The sequence below is a fragment of the Clostridium sp. DL1XJH146 genome, from assembly GCF_054819755.1.
The window spans coordinates 29,579-50,905 of sequence record NZ_JBTVVN010000017.1; the positions used below are offsets into that span (position 1 = coordinate 29,579).

Below are 21,327 nucleotides of genomic sequence, written 5' to 3' on the forward strand. Positions count from 1 at the left end.
CATTCCTTTACTCTTCTCTGTATGGAATAGAAAACTTCACCTCAGTAAACTTCCCTAATTCGCTTTCTATCCTGATTTTATACTCATCGCCATAATATAATTTCAATCGTTTATTTATATTGGCAATACCTATTTTATTTCCATTTTGAGGTTCTTTATTTAATAAATCTTGTATTCTATCTTCTCTAATGCCACATCCATTATCCCAAATACTAAAATCCAGATTATTTTCATTTCTTTTGATGTTAATTCGTATTTCGCCTATATCTTCATTATCTTCAAAACCATGTGTTATCGTATTTTCAAGAAATGGTTGCATAAAAAGCTTTGGTACTAGACAGTCTTCACACCCATTCTCAATTCGATAGAAGACTTCAAAATTATTTACATAGCGTATTTGCATAATATATATAAATGAATCTATAACCTTTATTTCTTCTTTTAGTGTATGGAAACTATAACTGTTTCTAAAAGATGAGTTAAGTATATTAATTAGTGCTTCTGTCATTTTCTGAATACCTTCAAACTTTGCTACAATAGCCATAAATCTTATGCTGCCTAAGGTATTTGATAGAAAATGAGGGTTCAACTGAAGTTCTAATACTTTCATCTCTTCTTCGTGCTTTTCCTGTTCTTTTTTCTCATTCAATCGCATCAAGTTACTAATTCTGTGTATCATATTATTGTAAGTATTTTGTATTACCTGAACCTCATATAAACCATTAACCTCACATTTTTGCAGCGTACTATTATTCTCCGTTTTTTCCATGGTCTTTGTAAGCTCATTAAGTGGATTTAATATATTTTTTAATAAATTATTTACAAAATAATATATGAAAATAAGCATAATACCAATACCACATGAAAGTATAAATATTATATTTCGATATTGAGAAGTCACGGCATCCCCATCTACGATTGTAATCACTTTCCATCCAGTATTCCGTATATTATCCATTGAGTATCTTATATTACTATTCATTGGTGTCTCATTGTGAAAAATGGCATAAGCTTCTTCTAAATGTGAATCTTCTGAAGAAACTAATTTTTTTCCATTTTTATTCATAATGTAAATACTAACCCTATCTGACCAAGTATCCACATTTTCTATAAGCCTTATTGTATCAGAATCTACGCACATATTAGCCATATTAACAGAACTCCCTGCTCCAATTCTATCTGTCATAATGGAAAAAGCTAAAACATTTTTACCATCTATAAGGTCAGTACGATAAAAAGAATCCTCTACATTTATTATATTGATTCTTACCTTATCAGGATTATTTAAAGAATCTTGGTACCATTCTTGACTTGTCAAAGTTTCTGTAAAATATAAATAATTATCCTTAAAGCTATATTTCTTCATATCCTTCATATAAAAATCTAAAGAAACCACTTGTAACTGAAGAGCTAAACTTGATCCGAATTTCTCCTCTAGTTTTTTATCATAAATATATCTTTCTTGTCCACTTAGTTCATTATGCTGATTTAGCAATTCGATAACTTCCCTACCATTTGCTGTGATAAAATAGGATAGTTGCATAGAATAATCCGATAATTCTCTATTCAAAGTATCCACTACATTTTCACCTGCTAATAGCATTTTCTTTTCTTGCTCTTTTTCAGCCTGTTTGGATAATAAAACAAGGCATATAATAACTATTATCATAAATGTAAGTAAGACTACTTTTCCAAAAACCCTCTTAAAATGCTTTTGAATTGTAATATTTTTATCCATAATAATTTCCTTCTATCCTTTTTATAATCAGAAAACTTCTTACTATTTCAAAAAACACGTCAGATTCAATTTTCATAGACTCTAACGTGCATATTATTCTCTCTATTAATTGCTACCAAAGACCTAATCCACTACAGTTATTTTTTGGATATTGATGTGCAAAAGCATAAGGATGCCTATTATCAAGATCAAATCTCACAATATAGTTCCACTGTGATCCTCTCTCATCATAGTGACATAATCCCCAGCGAATTCCTTCTAATGGACAATCATCATTATGATTTCCTCTAAATGCTCCACCAGCTTGTGGAGTGTCATATACATGAGCCATTAATTCAAAATTAATGCCATCCTTTGCATACTGAATAGTATCTTTCTCTGGACCATCTCTATTTAGCAAAGCACCTATACCGTCTTTATATTGCCATAACATAGTCTCATGACCACTATTGGTAACTGGGTTATATTCACTGTGAGTATAAGGACCTGTTACACAATCGGCTGTAGCAACTCCCCATCTAGTATCCGCTCCTGAATGTTTCAAAGAAGTCAATTCATTTGAACCACATTTATAATATAAATAGTATTTATCATTATAATAAAACAAACTTGGATCATGAGTCAATCCTAAGTAATAGCCCGAATTATAGCAATCTTCATTGCCAAACCATTCCCCACCTTCCATAGGAGTTAATATGTTTTGACAAGTTTTTACCCAAGGTCCATTTGGATTATCAGCCACTGCCATAGCAGTATTTTCATCATCCCCTTGATAATTTCCTTGTGGAATTGCTTGATACACTAAATAATATTTACCTTCATGAGCTAATACATCTGGTGTACACACTGTTCTCTCGTCATATTCACCCTTGTTCCCTCTATGAACTGCACAGCCTTGCTCTTCCCAATTGATTCCATCCATGCTAGTTGCATACCATATATCTGCATAGTCCCAAGGAAAAATTTTACTCATTGGATTTCTCTGTGCGGAATGTCCAAAATGAGGTCCACATGACTTAGTATACCATACGTAATAAATATCTTCTACTTGAATAACGCTACTTGGGTCTCTTCTATGAATACCTTCTTCATAGCCCAAACCTTTTACTTCTGTATAGGCAAATCCGCCAAACCATTCTGAACCATTATTTCTGTATTTTTCTGCTCTTAGTGTTGCTGCGCTTTTTTTCATGTATACGCTCCTTTACCTTTTGGTTATGTTTAAAATATTGTTTATATTCAAACTATTGTTTAAAAATAATATTATTATTTCTAGTAATAATGTGCAATTTGCAATGTACAGTTTGCAATTAAGGATGACTTCCTTATTCTTCGGGAGTCTTTAAATTAATTAAAGATTCTCGGAGGTACGAGGAGAATCATCATTAATTGCACATTGCTAATTGCTAATTGCTAATTAATAATTTTTCAAAACATAGCCTATCCTTTAACTGCACCTGCTGTCATACCGTTAATTACTTGTTTGCTAAAAAATATATAAGTAATAATAACAGGTAACGATGTACTGAGTAGTGCCGCCATTAAAAATGTATAATCTAATTCTCTACCAGTTGAGTAGGAACGTACTGCTACTGAAACTGTTCTAAGCCTTTTATCAGGTGTCAAAATTACAGCAAAGGCAAATTCATTCCATGTACTTAAGAGTGTCAAAATACTTGTAGTTGCAATGATTGGTTTGCAAAGTGGAAATATGATTTTTGATAACCTTTGTCTCATATTACAACCGTCAATTATAGACGCTTCGTCTATCTCTACAGGAATTCCTTCTATAAAACTTTCAGTAAGGAAAATAGCTAATGATATAGACATTGCATAGTAAGTAATAATAAGTGCAAATCTATTATTAATCATATTAAGCATTTTATATTGTACAAATAACGGTACTAATAGCGCATACAAAGGAATTAACATACCCATAATATACATAAACTTCATAAATCCTTTACCTTTAAAATCATATCTTGCAAAAAAATACGCAGTAATCGTTGATACAACTATCATTAATGACACATTTATTACCACATAAAAAGCACTATTGCCCATGGCACTCCATAAATTTCCGATTTCAAAAGCTTTAGGAAAATTGCTAAATACTAGTTTTGTAGGTAGCGCTAATGTATCTCTCATAAATTCACTTTTATCTTTCAAAGATGAATAAGCCATCCATATCAAAGGAAATAGACAAACAAAGGATACTAAGCATGCAAAAACATTAATAAGGATTTTAGAAAGGATTTTTTTTGAATTCTTAGAGTTATTCTTAGTTTTCATCATTCTTACCTCCTAATAATTTTCTGAATAATACCACTAGTGCCAACGAAAGTATTGTCATCCCAATAGCTGAAGCAGATGCATATCCTACTTTTTGAGATTCAAATGCCAAATTGTAAGAATATAAAGCTGTAACCATAGATGATTTTCCAGGGCCACCACCTGACATACCAAATACTATATCAAACATCTTCATACATCCTGAAATACAAATAAGTAAACAAATACTAATTGTAGGCTTTAATAGTGGAAATGTAATATACCTAGCACGTTGAATTGCGGATGCACCATCTATTTCTGCCGCTTCAACAATTGCACCATCAATATTTTGCATTCCTGCCATAATTATAACTACAAACTGACCAACGAATTGCCATGTAAGTGTTAAACAAATAGCCGGGATAACCAACTTTGCATTACTAAGCCAAGGAATATTCCCCTCTAATCCAAATTTTTGTAATACAGATGAAATAAGTCCAATATCACTTCTATAAACTATTTGCCATATCATTGCAACAACCATAGCAGCAAGTACTGAAGGCAAAAATATCACTTTTCTATGAAATTCCTTAAAGTAAATCTTTTTACTTTGAAAGAACAAAGACATTAAAAATGCTATACCAATCTGTGATACAATTAAAATTCCAATAAACTCAAGGTTATGAAAAAATGATAGCCAAAATGTATCATCTTTTAATAATCTCACATAATTATTTAGGCCAATAAAATTTATCTTCTTTCCACCTCTCCAGCTGGTAAAACTGATAACTAAGCACAGAATTAATGGAATCATCATTGCTAAAAAATAAAGTATAAATCCTGGTAAAGTGTACTTATAAATGGTCGATTTCTTTTCAGATTGTAATTTATTCATATTGTAACTCTGCCTCCTTTTTATAATGATTTTTTATTAAAATAGCTACCAATATATTAGTTATTGGTAGCTATTTTATCCAATATATTTAAGTCGAACTTACTCTCCTACTAATTCGTATTCTTCTTGCATATCATTAGCTAAGTCTTCAGGAGTAATAGATCCCATTATTATTTCTTGTAATCCTCTTTGATATACTTCTTTAACTGTTGGATCAAGTGTTGCATCCCAGTTTAAACAAGGAGTTGCTGTTTCAAGAGCTTCTTGAACAGATGCTGCTGGAATTGATAATGTACTAGCATCAAATTCACATTCCCAAGATACAAATTCATTATTTTCTTCAATCATAGTTTTGCCCCACTCAGGTGTGTACATATACTCTGTAAGGAATTTCATAACTACTTCTTTTTGAGCATCTGTAATATGTGAACCCATTGCGATACCCCATGCAGCTGATTGCTCTATAGAATTAGTTGCTTTAGCATTTTCTTTAGGTGCTGGCCATGCTGCTGCTTTAGTAACATCTCCAATTTCAGGATTGTTTTCAGCTACATTCTTGCTCTCCCAGTCACCAGCTGAAATCATTGCTGCTTTACCATTTGTATATAATCCTTGACGTTCGTCATTTGTAAGACTTGCAAAATCTTCATTGAAAGTTCCGTCTTCTCCAAGTTTTTGGTATGCTGTTAGTGCTGCAATAAACTCAGCATCTGTAAAACTTGCTTCTCCATTATGCTTACGAATATTGTTGAACCACTCATTTCCTACAAAGTTGTTAACAAAAGAACTGAAAGCTAATGAATCAGCTGGCCAAAGAGCTTTATCACCCATTGCCATTGGTATATATCCTGCTGCTAAGAGTTTATCTGATGCAATTTTAAACTCATCTAAATCTTTAGGGAATTCTGTAATACCTACTTCTTCAAAAATATCTGTATTGTAAAGAATAAATCCATAAGTTCCTGTAGCTATTGGAATTGAATAAATTTCACCATCATCTTGATTTGTACATTCTTCAAAAATTCCAGGCTTCATAACCTTTTCAAGGTCAGACCCTTCTATCATATCTGTCAATGGAATAATAACTCCTATATCTGAAAATGACTTCATCATAGAACCATTAATCATAACCATTTCTGCTAAATCATCTGCTGTTCCAAGTGAACTCGTCTGTGTTAAATAAGCATCTGATGGCATTTCTTCTAGTATAATCTCAGCGTCAGGATTCTCTTCATTGAATTTTGCTACTGCCTCTTCTGTTAATTCATGAGATGATTGTCCTTCAACGAAAAAGTTTGAAAATGTAACTGTTACTTTTTCAGAACCATTTGCTGTTTCTGCATTGTTGTTACTTCCACATCCAACAAGCAGTGAAGCTGATAATGCTACACATAATAATCCACTAACTAAATTCTTTTTCATACTGTTTCCCCCTCTAAATAATATGTTGTTTATGTCTTTATATTATCAAATAAAAACCTTTACATATATGCAATTTTGTCATATTTCTTGATGTTTTTCCACATCTATTTACTTTTAAACAACTTCTTACTTTTCTACTTTACTGATTTTTACAGGGTAAGGTCTTCCCCAGTCTCTTCTGAAAAATGGTCCCTTCTCCATCTGGAATGTAAAATCTGCATTTTTCTCTGTATTTCCTCTAAACATAGAATCTATTAATTTTGATTGCATATGCTCATCTAATTCTTTCATTATTTCCATTGTCTCTTTCTTATATGCAATATTATTTTGCTCTTGTTTATCGTTTTCCAAGTCAATAAGTATAGTTAACCCTGATCGATAACGACTATATTTCCATTTTTTCGACCTTATCATATACCCTATATCTGTTGCTCCAAAAATAACCCTGTTTTCATAAGTTTTTTCTTTATAACAAGACAATATCTTTGAATCCTCTGTCTCTTTATCATCAATCCCTGCTATATGAAGAATTGTAGAGTACACATCTGTTAAACTTACAAGTTCCTCTTTCTTTATACCTTTCTTTTCTAATGCTGTATCTTTTACAATAAGTGGAACGTGTATAGATGGTTCATAAAATTGATATTTTCCCATCAATCCAAAATCGCCTACAAAATCTCCATGGTCAGAAGAAAATATAATAACTGTATCCTCGTAAATTCCCTTTTTCTTTAAAGCTTCAACTATTTTACCTACGCCTACATCTATATCATGTATGCATGCACTATAATAAGCTTTCACTTTTTTCTTTTGTTCCAATGTGAAATTTGAATAATCTACTTGTGCCCAAGGTGCCTTGTAGGCTTCTATCAATCCTGGTAAAAAACTCTCGCTGTCTTCAGTACTTGGTATGGGCTCTGGCATTTCTATTGACTTAAATAAATCAGCATAACTTTTATCAGGATCATAAGGGTCGTGAGGAGATACAAATCCCACCATCATTGCAAATGGCTTATCTTCTGCATAGCTATCTATATACTCAGAAGCCTTGCGTGCTATCCATGCATCAGCTTGATCTTCCTTTGGAAGTGGATTATACATTGCACCTTTGTCTTCTGCATATCCTTTGCAATCAATTGCTCTAAATTTTTTAAGTTTTTTTTCCTTTAGATAATCTGCGTAATCGTCTTCAACCAGAAAATGTCTTTTATCTTCACTAATTATTCGCTTTTGAAATCCTTCCTTAGCATCCCAAGGATAAAAATGCATTTTGCCTACTGCAATAGTTTCATATCCATTTTCTGATAACTGCTTAGGCCATGTTTTTAATCCACATTCTTCATGGTCCGGTCTTAACCATACACTATTTTGAAGTACTCCATTTACTACAGAATTTTCTCCTGTGAGGAGAGATGCTCTAGCTGGTACACAAATTGGTGATGGTGATATGGCATTACAGTACTGTGTCCCTTCTTCTGATAATTTATCTATGTTTGGAGTCTTTGCAAACGTAGCTCCATAACAACCTAAATAGTCTGCTCTCATTTGGTCAGGTAAAATAAAAACTATATTTTTCTTCAAAGTTCTATACCTCCTTATCGTATTCACCCTATATATTATAATTGTTTATTTGTTATCACTATGATGTTTTTCCACTTATCGTGATAATATTATGTTTATAGGGCATAGTTCACATTTCTTTTAGAAAGAACAATTTCTAGACTGAATTCAAAAGTTTCATTGGGTTTTATTTTGTTGAATTTATCATTTTCTTTTGCAACCTCCATTGAATCATAAAATCCTGAAGAAGGTTCAAAGGCACAATTGTAGGAATCTTTAAATCCACCTTCTGTTAGCCAAAAGCCACAATATGGTAGTTTAGTAACATCGAATAGCATCTCGTACATCATTTTACTCTTAGGGTAATACACACCACATCTGCCTTCTTCCAAGTTTCCTAGCACATAATATTTTTCGCATTTTTTCGCTGTTTTGGGCTTAATACGATCTAATCTATATTGCTTACCTTTTATATCCGTAGTTTCTGGAAACTTATGAATACTACCGAATTCACCAAGTACATCACTTTCGCAAACGTTCAATACTTCTTTAGTTCCTTTTGGAAAATTAAGAACCATATCTTCCTCACATCTTGTTAAACAATGCACTGTGTAGAAGGCTTCTAAGTCTTCTGTGCCTGTATTAACAATGGTGTAATCTATAATTACTGATTGTTCACGTATTGAAATTTTCTTAGAAAATGTGTATGTCAATATTGAACTCTTCATAGATAATGCTATACTATCTTCTTTCAATATGGTATCCATTGATGATGACCATATCTCTCCATGGTCAGGATAAGTAACTTTCTCTCCATTATAATATTCAGTACTTTCTTGAATACTCGGAAAACAATCATCAAATCCATCCACAGAAAAGTTAGCAAAGGAGTCATATAAATGTGTATCTTCATAATTCTTCAAATTATTCTGTTCTAAAAATTCAAATCCATTTTCTAAAAATTTAATCGAAGATATTTTACCTCCTAACGAAGGAACTATTTGAACTTGTATTATACCATTATTAAAACAAACCATTTTCTTATTTCTTTTTTCTATCCATCCAATATTCATATTTGTATTTTTTCCTTTCGTAATATCCTCAATACCCGTTAAAGATATTCTAATAATACACATAGCTAATTATTATTTTTTAACTAGTATTCTAGATACCATTTTTAATATGCAATTCTAACTTAATCATTATTGATTATATCTAAATAAACCACTTTGCTAAATATAAGCAAAATGGTTTATTTTTTTATTGGGGGGGTATATTTTAAAATGTTATTGCTTATTTAAACTGCTATTCTAATAAGATAGCACACTGAAATATACTGCTAATGATTATTCTGTCCATTAATTGCTAATTGCTAATTGCTAATTGCTAATTGCTAATTGCAAATTGCAATTTGTGCATTGTGCATTGTGCATTGTGCATTGTGCATTGTGCATTGTGCATTGTGCATTACAATTATACCCATTTCTCAGGAAAGTATCTATAAAATCCAGGCATTCTTCTTTCTCTATCATCTGCATCTAATCTCATTGCCTTACAAATAGCCTTTACCTTTTCTTGGTTTCCTACCAATAATGTATATTCATTATCTGCAATTACTTCATTATTCGCATTCAATAACTCAATAGAAATATTAAAAGTCTTTCCTTTTGGTGTTTTGCAACCAAGATTAACAAACTCTTCTGAGCTAGTTTCCTCAACCTTAGCAACTTTTTTAGTATCTTCAACTATAATTCTTCCCTCTTCATCAGATACTTTATAGTTGATAGTCAAATCATCCATTGTCTTATAATAATCATTAACAATCCAAATAGATGCCTTAAAATCTTCTCCCTCATCCCATCTTCTCTTATCATAAGCTAAACTAATAAGTAATGGTGAATAGGTTCTTTTTACGTAATCAAAACATAATTTTTTATTGCCATAATAATCAACAAGTCCCCATTTAATATCTGGCCAGTGAGTGATAAAATGGCATAAAGCAACACCACTATTATATGGCTTTCTTCTTCTATAATACTCAAGCGCATATTGCAATATAATACCATGTGCCAATTGAGTAGCTTCTACAAATTCTTCTAAAGAACCCATTTTAACATCATCAAAAACTTCTACATTAAGGATTTTCAAATAATCAATATCTGCCCAATGATAAGCCCAACTCATTCCCATTGGCCACAGTTCGTCTTCTGGAATGAATTTTTTAAGACTCTCTACACTTGGAGCCGATGCAGCAGTAAGTTCTGGTACAATACAACAATCTAAAGATGGATAATAATCTTCCATAAACACATTTCCTGCACCATAGTAATGCTCATTTGCATGCTGAGATTCTTTAGGCTTGTATCCCATTTTTATACCTGTCTCATTACTTAACGGTGATGCTAAACCATAAGGTGTATTAGTATATCTTTTTATTTCTCTTCCAATCATAGACATAAGCTTTTTGTTGCCACTTTCAGCATGTGCATCTGTAAAAGATACTTCTTCTCCGCCCATCCAGAAAATAGCTGATGGATGATTTCTTCTCTCTTTTACAATGGCCATACATTCATTAATCATAGCACTAGCAAAAGGTAGCTCTTTTCTAATAACATTTGTTGAGAAAGTAAAATTCGTCCAAACTGTTATTCCTAATTCATCGCATAATCTATAGAAAGCCGGAACCTCTGGTGGGTGCCATCCAAATATTCTAAGGTGATTTATATTCCCTTCCTTCACCATATTCAATAATTTTTCGTATTTCTCGTCAGAATTCTTTCCATATAATAATGAAGGTTGTCCGCCCCAACAAGCAGCACGCATATAAGTCTTCTTACCATTTATAACAAAGGTCCATGGATTTTCTGCTTCTTCTTTTGTATACCCCGGATTCATTGCCATTTCAATTTGTCTTATACCATAAGTTTCAACTCTCTCATCTACTACATAGCCATCTTTTATTACTCTTATCGTAGCCTTATGAAGATTTTGTTCTCCCATGTCCCAAGGCCACCATAAATTAGCGTTTTGAATTTCAATATCAAATTTAATATTGTTTTCACCTGATGAAATTAATGAATCAACAGTTTTTGTTATAGTTTTTGTATCACAGTTTTTACCTTCAATAGTCAATTCCACCGTCATATTTTCTGATTGTGCTACTAAATTATCAATTAAAACATCAAAGGATACTTTAGCATCATCACCACTAACATAAGATTCTATTCTAGTATTCTCAATTTTCACATTATCCGTTGCTATAAGTTTAATAGGTCTCCAGATACCAAAGGGTACAAGCCCTGTATGATAGTCTCCATTATAATTAAACTTCATACCTGATACTCTTTCAAAATTTCTTGGCGGTGGATCTAACCTAACTAATAAAATATTTGAACCTGCAAGCCATTGTCCGTAATTAACAAAAGGACTAATTTCAAAAGAAAACTCTGAAAACATACCTTCATGTCCACCTAGCTCATGGCCGTTAAACCACACCTGACAACTATAATCAACGCCTTCAAATACAACATTAATTCTTTTGCCTTCCATTTCTTTTGGTACGTTAAACTTACACATATACCAATATTCTTGCTCTTGAACCCACTTCATTTTGTGCATGTTTTGCCCAAAGTATGGATCATCAACTTCCCCTACTCTTTGGAGGTCTGTATAAACATCACCGGGGATTTTTACATAATTCCAGTTAAAAGCTGAACCTTGACGTTCACATGGTATTTTATGGAATTCCTCTTTAACACCTTGTCCAGGTCTAATATGTTCACATTGCCATTTTTCATTACTTAAATCCAAAACAAATCTGCTCATAATATCATCCTTTCTGTTTTAGTTCATAGTGCACAGTTATATATGATTCTTCTCATTCTTCAGAAAATCTTTAATTAATTTTAAGTTTTGCGTAGTAATATAATCCTTAATTGCTAATTGCTAATTGCACCTTGCAAATTTCTAATTATCGTTTGATGTAAACATTATAGCATCTATTATTCTGACAGTTAATGAACATAAATACTATTAACTTTCATTTTATTGTTTGTCTACAAAATAAAAAAAGTTCACCTTTTTAAAAGTGCACTTTTTTAATATTATCTTTCTTTTTTTTCTATCTATAATTCTTTTTTATTTGTAATCCGTTTCAAAACGAAGTTTATATATAAGCTTTTGTTTAATTAATTAGATTATCATCACAAGAGTTTGGTCCTACATATTCAAATAATATTTATACCTTTGCCTAATAATTATTAAGCATATAATATTTACTCCTATATTGAGAAGGGGTTACTCCTACTTTTATTTTGAATATCTTGCTAAAATAATTTTCATTTTCATAGCCTACTTTTCGAGATATTGTGGCTACACTTTCTGTTGTGTTTGACAGTAACTCCTTAGCTTTTAGTAACCGATAATTGATTAAGTAATCTTTATACGTCTGCCCAGTACTTTTTTTAAATAAAGTACTCATATATGAGGTTGTAAGACCAATTTCGGTAGCTACTTCTTTAATATTGAAATCTTCTGTATAGTATTTTTTTACATAATCTTTCATTTGCTTTATATAAACATTGCTCTCTGTATTGCTATTTATAATAATTACCAATCGTTCTCCTATATGTTGAATGAATTCTATAAAATCACTTTTATTTTCTAATTCTTCAATGACAACATAAGGCTTTATATCTTCACCCCACATCTCACTCCAATTACAACCTATTCTTTCAATATAAACATTTATCCTATATATTATGGCTGAGAGAACATATCTTAATCCACTTAATTCTATGTAGTTAAGTTTGTGCAATTCATTGATAAAGCTAGAGATGGCATATTTTATTTTCACGTCATCCCTTTCTTTTATAGCTATATCTAATTTTTCTACATATGTATCAAATGATTGTGATTCTTTCATAGTTATATCAGCTTTTAATTCATCGTAATATATGAATTGACTAGAAGAAACTCTATGTTTCTTCTTATAAACTTTACAACACTGCTGATAGGCTAAAGATATATTCGAAACTTCTTTATGAAAACTGCTAATATAAATAGTTGCATCCAATTGGTAATATTTTTTCATAATTGAGAAAATCCTTTTGCCCATATTGCTTACATTAGTCTCTTTGTTTCTTTGGTCTGTAACTCTAAAATTATAGATAAAACTTAATTCATTTAAGCTACTATTACATATATATGTTATTCCACCTGTCTCAATAATATCTTCTAAAAATCTGCCATTTCTATTATTCTCTATATTTACTTTGTTATTATTAATTCTAGTCATAAATACAACAAAATTATTATAAGGAAAAGATACGCCATAGAGCTGTAATATGTTATGATTTAACTCTATTTCACTTCTTCTACCATAAAGTATTTCTGTCAAAATTTGTGCTTGTGCTGCAACAATTATATCTTTACTAATTTCTTTATTGTCTTTGTTTTTTTTAGATAATATCTCGCTATAATAATCTAATTTTTCAATGAGTTTTTTAGAAACAAAATATTTTTTCTCTATATAATCTAAGGCACCTAATTTTAAAATTTTATCTATATAAAATTTGTCTTTATTAGAACCAACAATAATCAATTCACTATTGGGACATTGTGTTTTCATTATTTCAGTAAGCTTTATTTCACCAATACTTGTCCCACTTATTTCAGCAAAAATCAATTCAGGTTCTTCTAATTTAATTAATTGAATCATTTCTTCAAAATCAGATGCATTTCCTACTACAGTGCAACCATATTTTTCCCAAAATATCAAATGACTTATGCCAACTCTTGTTATAGCATCTTCTGCAACTACAATAACTTTGTACAGTTTAATCACTCTCCAAGTTCAAGCGTATTTTATAGGTATGTTCTATTATACTCTAAAATTCCACTACATACTATCATCTACAACTAAAAGACTAGTAACTGAATCACTACTAATCTTTTAGATTACTTATTGCTTATATGAATTTTCTATGGAGACCTACTTTTGTAAACTACAACACCTTATAAAAGTGCACGTCTTCCTTTAATACTCATTAACCTAAGCATAGCCATATTAAGGTATATTCCTATTTTTCATGCTGTGCTTCGTGTACTCCGATTTTTTTACCATCTATTATTCCTGTATTAGCATTATCTCTCGGTTCCATTTTTCTTAATTCAGGGTTGCTTTTTTTTCTGTCTCTTTTTCTATTTTTATTGTTATTCATAATTCTCTTCTCCTCTTTTTTTATTATATACTCTGTTTTAAAGAATTGTTGATTTCACCATAATCCAAAACATAGTTTAATAATATTAATAACCTTAGTATATATATTAGGAAGAAGAATTATACGAACTATATTTATAAAAAAAACGCACTAGATTTTAGAAGCAATCTTGTGCGTTATATACATTCATTTTTAAACTTATTGGGATATTAACTTGCTGCAATAGTTTATTTTGCTCTTCATTTACGTCAATTCTAATATACTTATAATCTTAAAATGTAATTAAAGTCTTTACAATGCTTTCTCCATTAGCTAATGTTTCTTCAAAAGCTTTCTGTATATCATTTACATCATATTTTCTAGATATCATCAATTCAGCTTGAATTTTTCCTTCGTTTAACCATTCCATTACTTTAGGGAATTGATAACAGTTCATTCTAGAACCAACGATAGTTAATTCTTTCTTCGTAATTACAACTGGTGGTATTTGAGCTGGTCTTGCATCAAAACCGATACAAGCTATTCTTGCTCTTGGTGCAGCAAATTGTATAGATTGCTCAAATAATGGAGTTATACCAACAGCATCTATTACTACATCAAATCCACCTGCAACGAATTCGTTTGCAGCTTCTTCAAGAGACTCTTTTTTGCTGTTAACTACTTTATCTGCTCCAACTTCTAATGCTTTTGCTAACTTAGTGTCAACTACATCAGCTACCATAACATTTGCGCCCATACCTTTAGCTGCTTGTACAATAGATAATCCAATAGTACCACTACCAATAACTAAAACATTATCATTTTCTTTAGCTACAGTTCTTTCTAAAATATTTGCTGCTATAGAAAATGGTTCTGCTAAAGCTGCATTTTCAAAAGAAATTGATGCATCAAATGGATATAAATGCTTTTGGTCTACAACTATATAATCTTGATATCCACCATCCATTTGTACTCCATAACATTTTACTGATTCACAAACGTTTGGAAATCCTTTTTTACAAGTTGGACATACTCCACAAGCAAAAACTGGATCTAAAACTACTCTATCTCCTACTTTTACTTTATCTACAGCACTACCTACTTCTGTTACAAGTCCTGATAATTCATGTCCCATAACTCTAGGAAGTTCAACGTCAGCTCTTTCACCTCTAAATATATGCAAGTCTGTTCCACATATACCTACTGCTTTAACTTGTACTTTTACTTCTTTATCATTTGATACTACTGGCTCTTCTGCTTCCATCACTTCAAGTGTATTTGGTGCAGTCATTTTTGCAACTCTCATATTTTCCACTCCTTCTAAAAGTTTTGTAAAACTTAAAACATATATTTTAATTTCTATTAGCAATTAACTTAACTTCATTGTATATTATTTATTGTAGATTGTAAACAATTAATTTTAAAACTCAGCCTATTTCATCATTATGTACACATTATAAAAGGCCCTCAAATGAGAGCCTATTATAAATAAACTAATATTTATTTTTACATATTAACAGCATTTTTAACAGTACCCTCTACATAGGATTTTAGATTATCAACTGCAATATCTAATAATCTAGCCCTTGATTCTTTTGGGGCCCATGATATGTGAGGTGTTATAATAGCATTCTTTGCCTTTAGTAGAGGATTATCCATTTGGATAGGCTCTGTTGAAACTACATCACTAGCTAAGCCTTGAACTTTTCCACTATTAAGAGCTTCTTTCATGTCTTCTTCCACAATAAGTGGACCTCTTGAAGTATTAACTATCATAACTCCATCTTTCATTTTTTCAATACTAGCTTTATTAATCATACCTTTTGTGCTTTCAAATAAAGGACAGTGCAAACTAATAACATCACTATTTGCAAATAATTCATGAAGCTCTACATACTTTAAAGTTTCACATTCTAAACTTTCATTCTTGTAAGCATCGTAGGCTAAAACTTTCATTCCAAAGGCTTGAGCTATTTTTGCTGTACCTTGGCCAATCCTTCCTAAGCCTATTATACCCATAGTTTTTCCTGCTAACTCAATTAATGGGTAGTTCCAATAACAGAAATCTTCACAATTAGACCAATCACCATTTTTTACTGATTTGCTATGCTCACCTACGTGATGACACAACTCAAGTAGTAAGGCAAATACCATTTGTGATACTGCTGTAGTACCATAGGTTGGTACGTTACATACTGGGATTCCTTTTTCTTTAGCATATTCAGTATCCACTACATTATAACCTGTAGCTAAAACTCCTATCCATTTTATAGATGGACACGCTTCAAAAGTCTCTTTTGTAAGAGGTGTTTTGTTAGTATATACAGCCTCTGCATCCCCTATACGTTCTACTATTTTATCTTGTGGCGTCCTATCATAAATTTTAACTTCACCCAACTCTTCTAAAGCTTCCCAGGACAAATCACCTGGATTTAGAGTATAACCATCTAGTATAACTATTTTCATAATTATTCTCCTTTAACAATTTTTTCTGCTTTTTCTACTATGTTTTCTACTGTTATTCCATTCTCTTTTAATAATACTTCATATGGGGCTGATTGTCCAAACTTATCCATAATGCCTACTCTATAAACAATTCCTCCACCATTTTCACAAACTACATCAGTAACCGCACTTCCTAGACCATTTATTATATTATGATCCTCAACTGTAACAATCCCTTTTGTTTCTTTCATAGCTTTTATTATAGCCTTTTGATCAATAGGCTTCACTGTATGCATATCTAGCACTCTAGCTTTTATACCATTTTCTTCTAAAACTTTTGAAGCTTCCAAGGCAAAAATAAGCACATCACCTACAGCAATAATAGTAACATCGTCACCATCTCTTAGTTGTTTAGCTTTCCCAATTTCAAATTCTTCATCCTCATCATAAATTCCTGGCACATCTCCTCTAGTAAAACGAATATAAGCTGGCCCTACATGCTCCTTCACCATAGAGTTTAAAAGTTTTCTAGTTGAATTATAATCTGCGCCCATTATTACTGTCATACCAGGTAAACTTCTTAGAATACCCATATCTTCTATTGCTTGATGAGATCCTCCATCATCTGCAGGAGTAAAGCCAGCATGGCTACAAGCAATTTTTACATTTAAGTTAGTGTAACATATACTTTGTCTTATTTGCTCTATCATTCTCATAGAACCAAACACTGCATAGGTACTTATAATAGGAATCTTACCCATTGTAGCTAAACCTGCTGCAACTCCTGCACAATTTTGTTCTGCAATACCAACGTTAACATGCTTTTGTGGAAATTTTTCTTGAAAAGCCACTGTTTTCATTGATTTACCAACATCAGCATCTATTACATATAGATTTTCAACTTCTTCACCAAGAACCAATAATTCATCACCAAATGCCTGTCTTGTAGGTTTTGTTACTATACTCATTTTATCGCCTCCCTAACTTCTTTCATAGCCTGAGCGAATTCTTTGTCATTTGGAGCTACACCATGCCATTTTGGAACTCCTTCCATAAATGAAACTCCTTTTCCTTTAACACATTTTGCGACAATACACTTAGGTTTCTCTTTTTTATCTCTAAGTGTATCTAATGCATAAACGATTTCTTCCATTTTATGTCCATCTATTTCCATTGTTTCACAGCCAAAAGCTTTGAACTTTTGAGCTAGACTTCTAAGTGGCATAATATCCTCTGCCTTACCATCATTTTGTAGCCCATTATTATCAACTATTATTGTTAAATTATCTAGTTTGTATTTAAACGCTGTTTCAACAGCCTCCCATACCTGACCTTCGTTACATTCACCATCACCTAATAAAGTAAATACCCGACCATCTTTTCCATCTCTTTTTAAAGCAATGGCCATGCCTACTGCTGCTGAAATGCCTTGTGCAAGAGACCCCGTTGAAATTTCAATACCCGGAGTTTTTTTCATATCTGGATGTCCTTGCAATCTTGAGCCATGCTTTCTCAATGTGTATACTTCTTCTCTATCTAAAAATCCCTTTTCAATTAATGCACTATATAAAATTGGACAAACATGACCTTTCGATAAAACGAAACGATCTCTTTCATCCAACGTAGGATGATTTGAATCAATCTTTAACTCATAAAAATATAGTGCTGCCATTATATCTGCTGCCGATAACGATCCACCTGGATGTCCTGACTGAGCTTTATGAATCATTGTAAGTGCTAATTGTCTAAGGTTGCATGCTCTTTCTTTCAAACCTGCTATTAGTTCTTCTCTATTATCACTCATACTTGCCTCCTTATAATTTTGTATTTTATCTATTAATAAGAAAATACTATTTTTATTTTTGCTCCATCATTATTTTTTTTGCTTCTTCAAATCCAGATCTACCAATTTTATAAACAGGAACGCCTGGGTCATCATGTACCAATTTAGACATAGATATCTGAGCAAAAACAATCAAATCAACTTCTTTAGCAAGTTCAAATAAAGCATCAGTTACCATTTTATCATGCTTCTTTGCATCACCAGCAACTAAAGCATCAAAAGCTCCATCTGCTACCTTTGTTACAATTTCTATCTCTTTATTTTGAAGGACTGCTTCTTCTTTTAATAATCTAACAGTTCCTTTTGGTGATGTTGGAAGAGTTGCAAGCACCCCTATTTTACTACCATTTTTAACAGCTTCTCTAGCTACAGGCTCATCTATATTAAATATAGGGACAGGTGAGAACTTTCTTGCATATTTTGCTGCTGCATTAACAGATGTGCAAGTAACCATTACACAATCTGCACCAGCTTCTGCTGCTGATTTTGCATAGTTTAAAATTCTTGATGAAACCGCATTTGTAATACCTCCTGCTGCTAATGTATCCTTTAAAAGAGTATCATCCATAATATTATAAATCTCTATATCAGGGTTATCTTTTGCAAATGGAACACCAAATGGTTCGTATATCATATCCCTAAACTGATTAATTGTATGAATTAAAAATAATTTTTTTTTCAATAAATTCACCCCTACTATTTTTTTTAAATATCAATTTCCTATAATGCTTCATCTTTTGGTACTTCTTTATCTTTTAATTCTTTTCTTCCTTTTCTTATTTGATTAATCATAGTAAACGCAATAATTACTAGGAATATTAAAGATATAGGTCTTGTTATAAATACTAAAAAAGAACCATTATTAGTAATTAACGCTTGTCTAAATCTAAAATCAAGCATATTACCAAGGATTAATCCGAGTATTATAGGAGCTGCCGAATATTGCATCTTATCAAAAATATATCCTATAATACCAAAGACAAAGATTGTAATTAAATCAAAAGATGACATTGATAATGAGTATCCACCTACTACTGAAAGAATTGCTATAATAGGCATTAAATACTTAGTTGGTACTTTTAACACTTTAGTCATAGGTTTAGCTAAAATTGATCCAACAATCCAAAGTGCGATTATAGCACAGAATATAAGTGCCGCCATCATTGATATAAAACCTGGATTCTCAATTTCAATACGTGGACCTGGTCTTACATTATGAAGCATAAGTGCACCTAATAGTACTGCTGCAGGTGGACTTCCTGGGACCCCTAAAGTAAGTAGTGGAATAGTAGCACCGCCGATAGCCGCATTATTTCCTACCTCTGGAGGAATAGTTCCTTCATAAATACCTGTTCCATATTTATCTCCATCTTTACTTGTTTTTCTTGCTGTATCATATGCAACCCATGCCGCTACGTCTTCCCCAACTCCCGGCAAGGCTCCTAATCCTAAACCAATAGCTGCTGATTGGATAATAGCTCGAAGTTTTGAAAATACAGTTTTGAAAATAAATTTCTCTTCCTCTAAAACATCTTTAAAAGTCCCAACTTTCTTTTTCTCACCTCTGAACAGATTAAAGAATTTACCAAATAGTACTCCAAAGAAACTTTTAGAAGTTCCTGAATTTTCAACTACAGAATACTTTGCATCCCTTACAAATGCTTTTATAACCTCAGGTATAGCATAAAAACCAATCATTGCCGGAATTACTTGTACACCACTTTGTAATTCTGAAATACCAAAAGTAAATTTTGCAATACCTTCAATATCATCATATCGGATAAAAGCTAATAACAAACCTAAAATACCAGCAATCCACCCTTTAATTGTCAAATCCTCAGAAACAACTGACCCACAAATCATTACTCCGAAAAAGGCTAGCATAAAAAATTCTGGTGATGTAAAGTTTAAGGCTAATTTTGTCATAACGGGTGCTATCAAAGTTAGAGCAACTACGCCAAGAAATGTACCTATTATTGACGCAAGCCTAGTAATCTTAATAGTCCTCTCTGCATGTCCTTTTAATGCTAATTTATGTCCGTCTAATGCTGTGGCAGCTGCCGATGCTGTTCCAGGTATATTAAGCAAAATAGCTGAAATACTTCCTCCATAAATACCTCCTACATATATACCCATTAAAATTGCAAAGGTATAATGCAATGGCACATTGTAAGTTAAACCTGTTAATAATGCAATACCCATAGTTGCCGTAAGTCCAGGCAGAGCTCCCATTATTAGTCCAATTGCAGTTGCTCCAAAAAGAACTATCGTAAGAAGAGGGTCTGAAAATACTTGTACTATTTGCTGAAAAAATAATCCTAAATTTGTTAACATATAATCACCCTCCTTCTAAGGTAGTATAATCATTGCAATATCTCCAAAGAGATATGCTACTATTACGGAAACTATAAGAGATATAATTAATGATGTAAGCCAATTTCTTTTTTTTGATCTATCAGAAAAAGAAATCATAAAAATGAAAAGATATATAAAAGTCATTAATACGTAAGGTAAATAATATGGTATTATCCATGAAATTCCTTCGATATCATAAAGTGCATTATATATAGCTGTTTCTACTGGACCTAGTAATATAAAAATATAAAAAGCTAACCAGCCTATAACAAATCCAGCTACCTTAAATTCTCTACATGTAAAAAAATGTGCGACTTTTTCTTTGGTAAAAAAATCAAATCTAGCGCCCTCTTTCCATGCCGTCGAGAAAAGTGACAAAGCACAAATTGCAAGTAATACACTAACTATCATAGGCACCAAACCTGATGATCTGTACCATATAGCTGAATCAGGGTTGTTTAAACTAAGGGTTCTAATCATTAATTGTAGAGACATTATGAACACAAATGCGGCTATTAACAATAACACAATGCTCATAGCAAGGTCTGCTCTCCTCAATGTTTTTTTCTCCATTATCGCTACTCCTTTCTTTTATAAA

17 protein-coding genes are annotated in these 21,327 nt (G+C 31.9%); all 17 read right to left on the bottom strand.

Going from position 1 to position 21,327, the window contains the following annotated elements:
• Nucleotides 1-7 precede the first annotated feature (7 nt).
• The 17 genes from ACVHXK_RS09905 to ACVHXK_RS09985 all read right to left on the bottom strand — a co-directional run bounded on the left by ACVHXK_RS09905 (nt 8) and on the right by ACVHXK_RS09985 (nt 21,302).
• Entirely contained in the window at nt 8-1,738 is a 1,731-nt protein-coding gene (locus tag ACVHXK_RS09905) for a sensor histidine kinase (protein ID WP_461206231.1), read from the bottom strand.
• A gap of 112 nt (nt 1,739-1,850) precedes the next feature.
• On the bottom strand, nt 1,851-2,930 hold the full coding sequence (locus tag ACVHXK_RS09910) for a glycoside hydrolase family 117 protein (RefSeq protein ID WP_461206232.1): 1,080 nt from the start codon (nt 2,928-2,930) through the stop codon (nt 1,851-1,853).
• A 248-nt stretch (nt 2,931-3,178) separates the two neighbouring features.
• A complete protein-coding gene (locus ACVHXK_RS09915) occupies nt 3,179-4,033 on the bottom strand; it encodes a carbohydrate ABC transporter permease (RefSeq protein ID WP_461206233.1) in 855 nt (284 codons plus the stop codon).
• Nucleotides 4,020-4,904, bottom strand: coding sequence for a carbohydrate ABC transporter permease (locus ACVHXK_RS09920; RefSeq protein ID WP_461206234.1), 885 nt, complete (start codon nt 4,902-4,904; stop codon nt 4,020-4,022). Before ACVHXK_RS09920 ends, ACVHXK_RS09915 begins: the two co-directional genes overlap by 14 nt.
• Nucleotides 4,905-5,003: 99 nt before the next feature.
• Nucleotides 5,004-6,326 (bottom strand): ABC transporter substrate-binding protein, encoded by a 1,323-nt coding sequence (locus ACVHXK_RS09925; RefSeq protein WP_461206235.1) that lies wholly within the window; start codon nt 6,324-6,326, stop codon nt 5,004-5,006.
• 126 nt (nt 6,327-6,452) lie between these two features.
• A complete protein-coding gene (locus ACVHXK_RS09930; protein WP_461206236.1) occupies nt 6,453-7,907 on the bottom strand; it encodes a sulfatase family protein in 1,455 nt (484 codons plus the stop codon).
• A 95-nt stretch (nt 7,908-8,002) separates the two neighbouring features.
• Nucleotides 8,003-8,959 (bottom strand): DUF5107 domain-containing protein, encoded by a 957-nt coding sequence (locus ACVHXK_RS09935; protein ID WP_461206237.1) that lies wholly within the window; start codon nt 8,957-8,959, stop codon nt 8,003-8,005.
• Nucleotides 8,960-9,359: 400 nt separating this feature from the next.
• Nucleotides 9,360-11,711 carry a glycoside hydrolase family 2 protein gene (locus ACVHXK_RS09940; RefSeq protein WP_461206238.1) on the bottom strand — a complete coding sequence of 784 codons (2,352 nt, stop codon included), beginning with the start codon at nt 11,709-11,711 and terminating at the stop codon, nt 9,360-9,362.
• A gap of 424 nt (nt 11,712-12,135) precedes the next feature.
• Entirely contained in the window at nt 12,136-13,731 is a 1,596-nt protein-coding gene (locus ACVHXK_RS09945) for a helix-turn-helix domain-containing protein (protein ID WP_461206239.1), read from the bottom strand.
• Nucleotides 13,732-13,966: 235 nt separating this feature from the next.
• A complete protein-coding gene (locus ACVHXK_RS09950) occupies nt 13,967-14,107 on the bottom strand; it encodes a hypothetical protein (RefSeq protein ID WP_461206240.1) in 141 nt (46 codons plus the stop codon).
• A gap of 271 nt (nt 14,108-14,378) precedes the next feature.
• Nucleotides 14,379-15,392, bottom strand: a complete 1,014-nt coding sequence (locus ACVHXK_RS09955; RefSeq protein ID WP_461206241.1) for an alcohol dehydrogenase catalytic domain-containing protein — start codon at nt 15,390-15,392, stop codon at nt 14,379-14,381.
• A gap of 200 nt (nt 15,393-15,592) precedes the next feature.
• The gene (locus tag ACVHXK_RS09960) at nt 15,593-16,552 is read right to left on the bottom strand and encodes a D-2-hydroxyacid dehydrogenase (RefSeq protein WP_461206242.1); all 960 of its coding nucleotides are present in this window, start codon (nt 16,550-16,552) and stop codon (nt 15,593-15,595) included.
• A 2-nt stretch (nt 16,553-16,554) separates the two neighbouring features.
• Nucleotides 16,555-17,499, bottom strand: a complete 945-nt coding sequence (locus ACVHXK_RS09965) for a transketolase family protein (protein WP_461206243.1) — start codon at nt 17,497-17,499, stop codon at nt 16,555-16,557.
• Nucleotides 17,496-18,335: a transketolase gene (locus ACVHXK_RS09970; RefSeq protein WP_461206244.1), complete on the bottom strand. Its 840-nt coding sequence runs from the start codon at nt 18,333-18,335 to the stop codon at nt 17,496-17,498. Before ACVHXK_RS09970 ends, ACVHXK_RS09965 begins: the two co-directional genes overlap by 4 nt.
• Before the next feature lie 52 nt (nt 18,336-18,387).
• A complete protein-coding gene (locus tag ACVHXK_RS09975) occupies nt 18,388-19,056 on the bottom strand; it encodes an aspartate/glutamate racemase family protein (RefSeq protein WP_461206245.1) in 669 nt (222 codons plus the stop codon).
• Between the two features lie 38 nt (nt 19,057-19,094).
• Entirely contained in the window at nt 19,095-20,708 is a 1,614-nt protein-coding gene (locus ACVHXK_RS09980; RefSeq protein WP_461206246.1) for a tripartite tricarboxylate transporter permease, read from the bottom strand.
• Between the two features lie 15 nt (nt 20,709-20,723).
• On the bottom strand, nt 20,724-21,302 hold the full coding sequence (locus ACVHXK_RS09985; protein WP_461206247.1) for a tripartite tricarboxylate transporter TctB family protein: 579 nt from the start codon (nt 21,300-21,302) through the stop codon (nt 20,724-20,726).
• Nucleotides 21,303-21,327 lie beyond the last annotated feature (25 nt).

Bases quoted from the DNA above. Each gene is read 5' to 3' on its own strand.
- ACVHXK_RS09980 (WP_461206246.1), bottom strand. From the start codon at position 20,708: ATGTTAACAAATTTAGGATTATTTTTTCAGCAAATAGTACAAGTATTT.
- ACVHXK_RS09960 (WP_461206242.1), bottom strand. From the start codon at position 16,552: ATGAAAATAGTTATACTAGATGGTTATACTCTAAATCCAGGTGATTTG.
- ACVHXK_RS09910 (WP_461206232.1), bottom strand. From the start codon at position 2,930: ATGAAAAAAAGCGCAGCAACACTAAGAGCAGAAAAATACAGAAATAAT.
- ACVHXK_RS09915 (WP_461206233.1), bottom strand. From the start codon at position 4,033: ATGATGAAAACTAAGAATAACTCTAAGAATTCAAAAAAAATCCTTTCT.
- ACVHXK_RS09925 (WP_461206235.1), bottom strand. From the start codon at position 6,326: ATGAAAAAGAATTTAGTTAGTGGATTATTATGTGTAGCATTATCAGCT.
- ACVHXK_RS09950 (WP_461206240.1), bottom strand. From the start codon at position 14,107: ATGAATAACAATAAAAATAGAAAAAGAGACAGAAAAAAAAGCAACCCT.
- ACVHXK_RS09985 (WP_461206247.1), bottom strand. From the start codon at position 21,302: ATGGAGAAAAAAACATTGAGGAGAGCAGACCTTGCTATGAGCATTGTG.
- ACVHXK_RS09970 (WP_461206244.1), bottom strand. From the start codon at position 18,335: ATGAGTGATAATAGAGAAGAACTAATAGCAGGTTTGAAAGAAAGAGCA.
- ACVHXK_RS09920 (WP_461206234.1), bottom strand. From the start codon at position 4,904: ATGAATAAATTACAATCTGAAAAGAAATCGACCATTTATAAGTACACT.
- ACVHXK_RS09965 (WP_461206243.1), bottom strand. From the start codon at position 17,499: ATGAGTATAGTAACAAAACCTACAAGACAGGCATTTGGTGATGAATTA.
- ACVHXK_RS09905 (WP_461206231.1), bottom strand. From the start codon at position 1,738: ATGGATAAAAATATTACAATTCAAAAGCATTTTAAGAGGGTTTTTGGA.
- ACVHXK_RS09955 (WP_461206241.1), bottom strand. From the start codon at position 15,392: ATGAGAGTTGCAAAAATGACTGCACCAAATACACTTGAAGTGATGGAA.
- ACVHXK_RS09940 (WP_461206238.1), bottom strand. From the start codon at position 11,711: ATGAGCAGATTTGTTTTGGATTTAAGTAATGAAAAATGGCAATGTGAA.
- ACVHXK_RS09935 (WP_461206237.1), bottom strand. From the start codon at position 8,959: ATGAATATTGGATGGATAGAAAAAAGAAATAAGAAAATGGTTTGTTTT.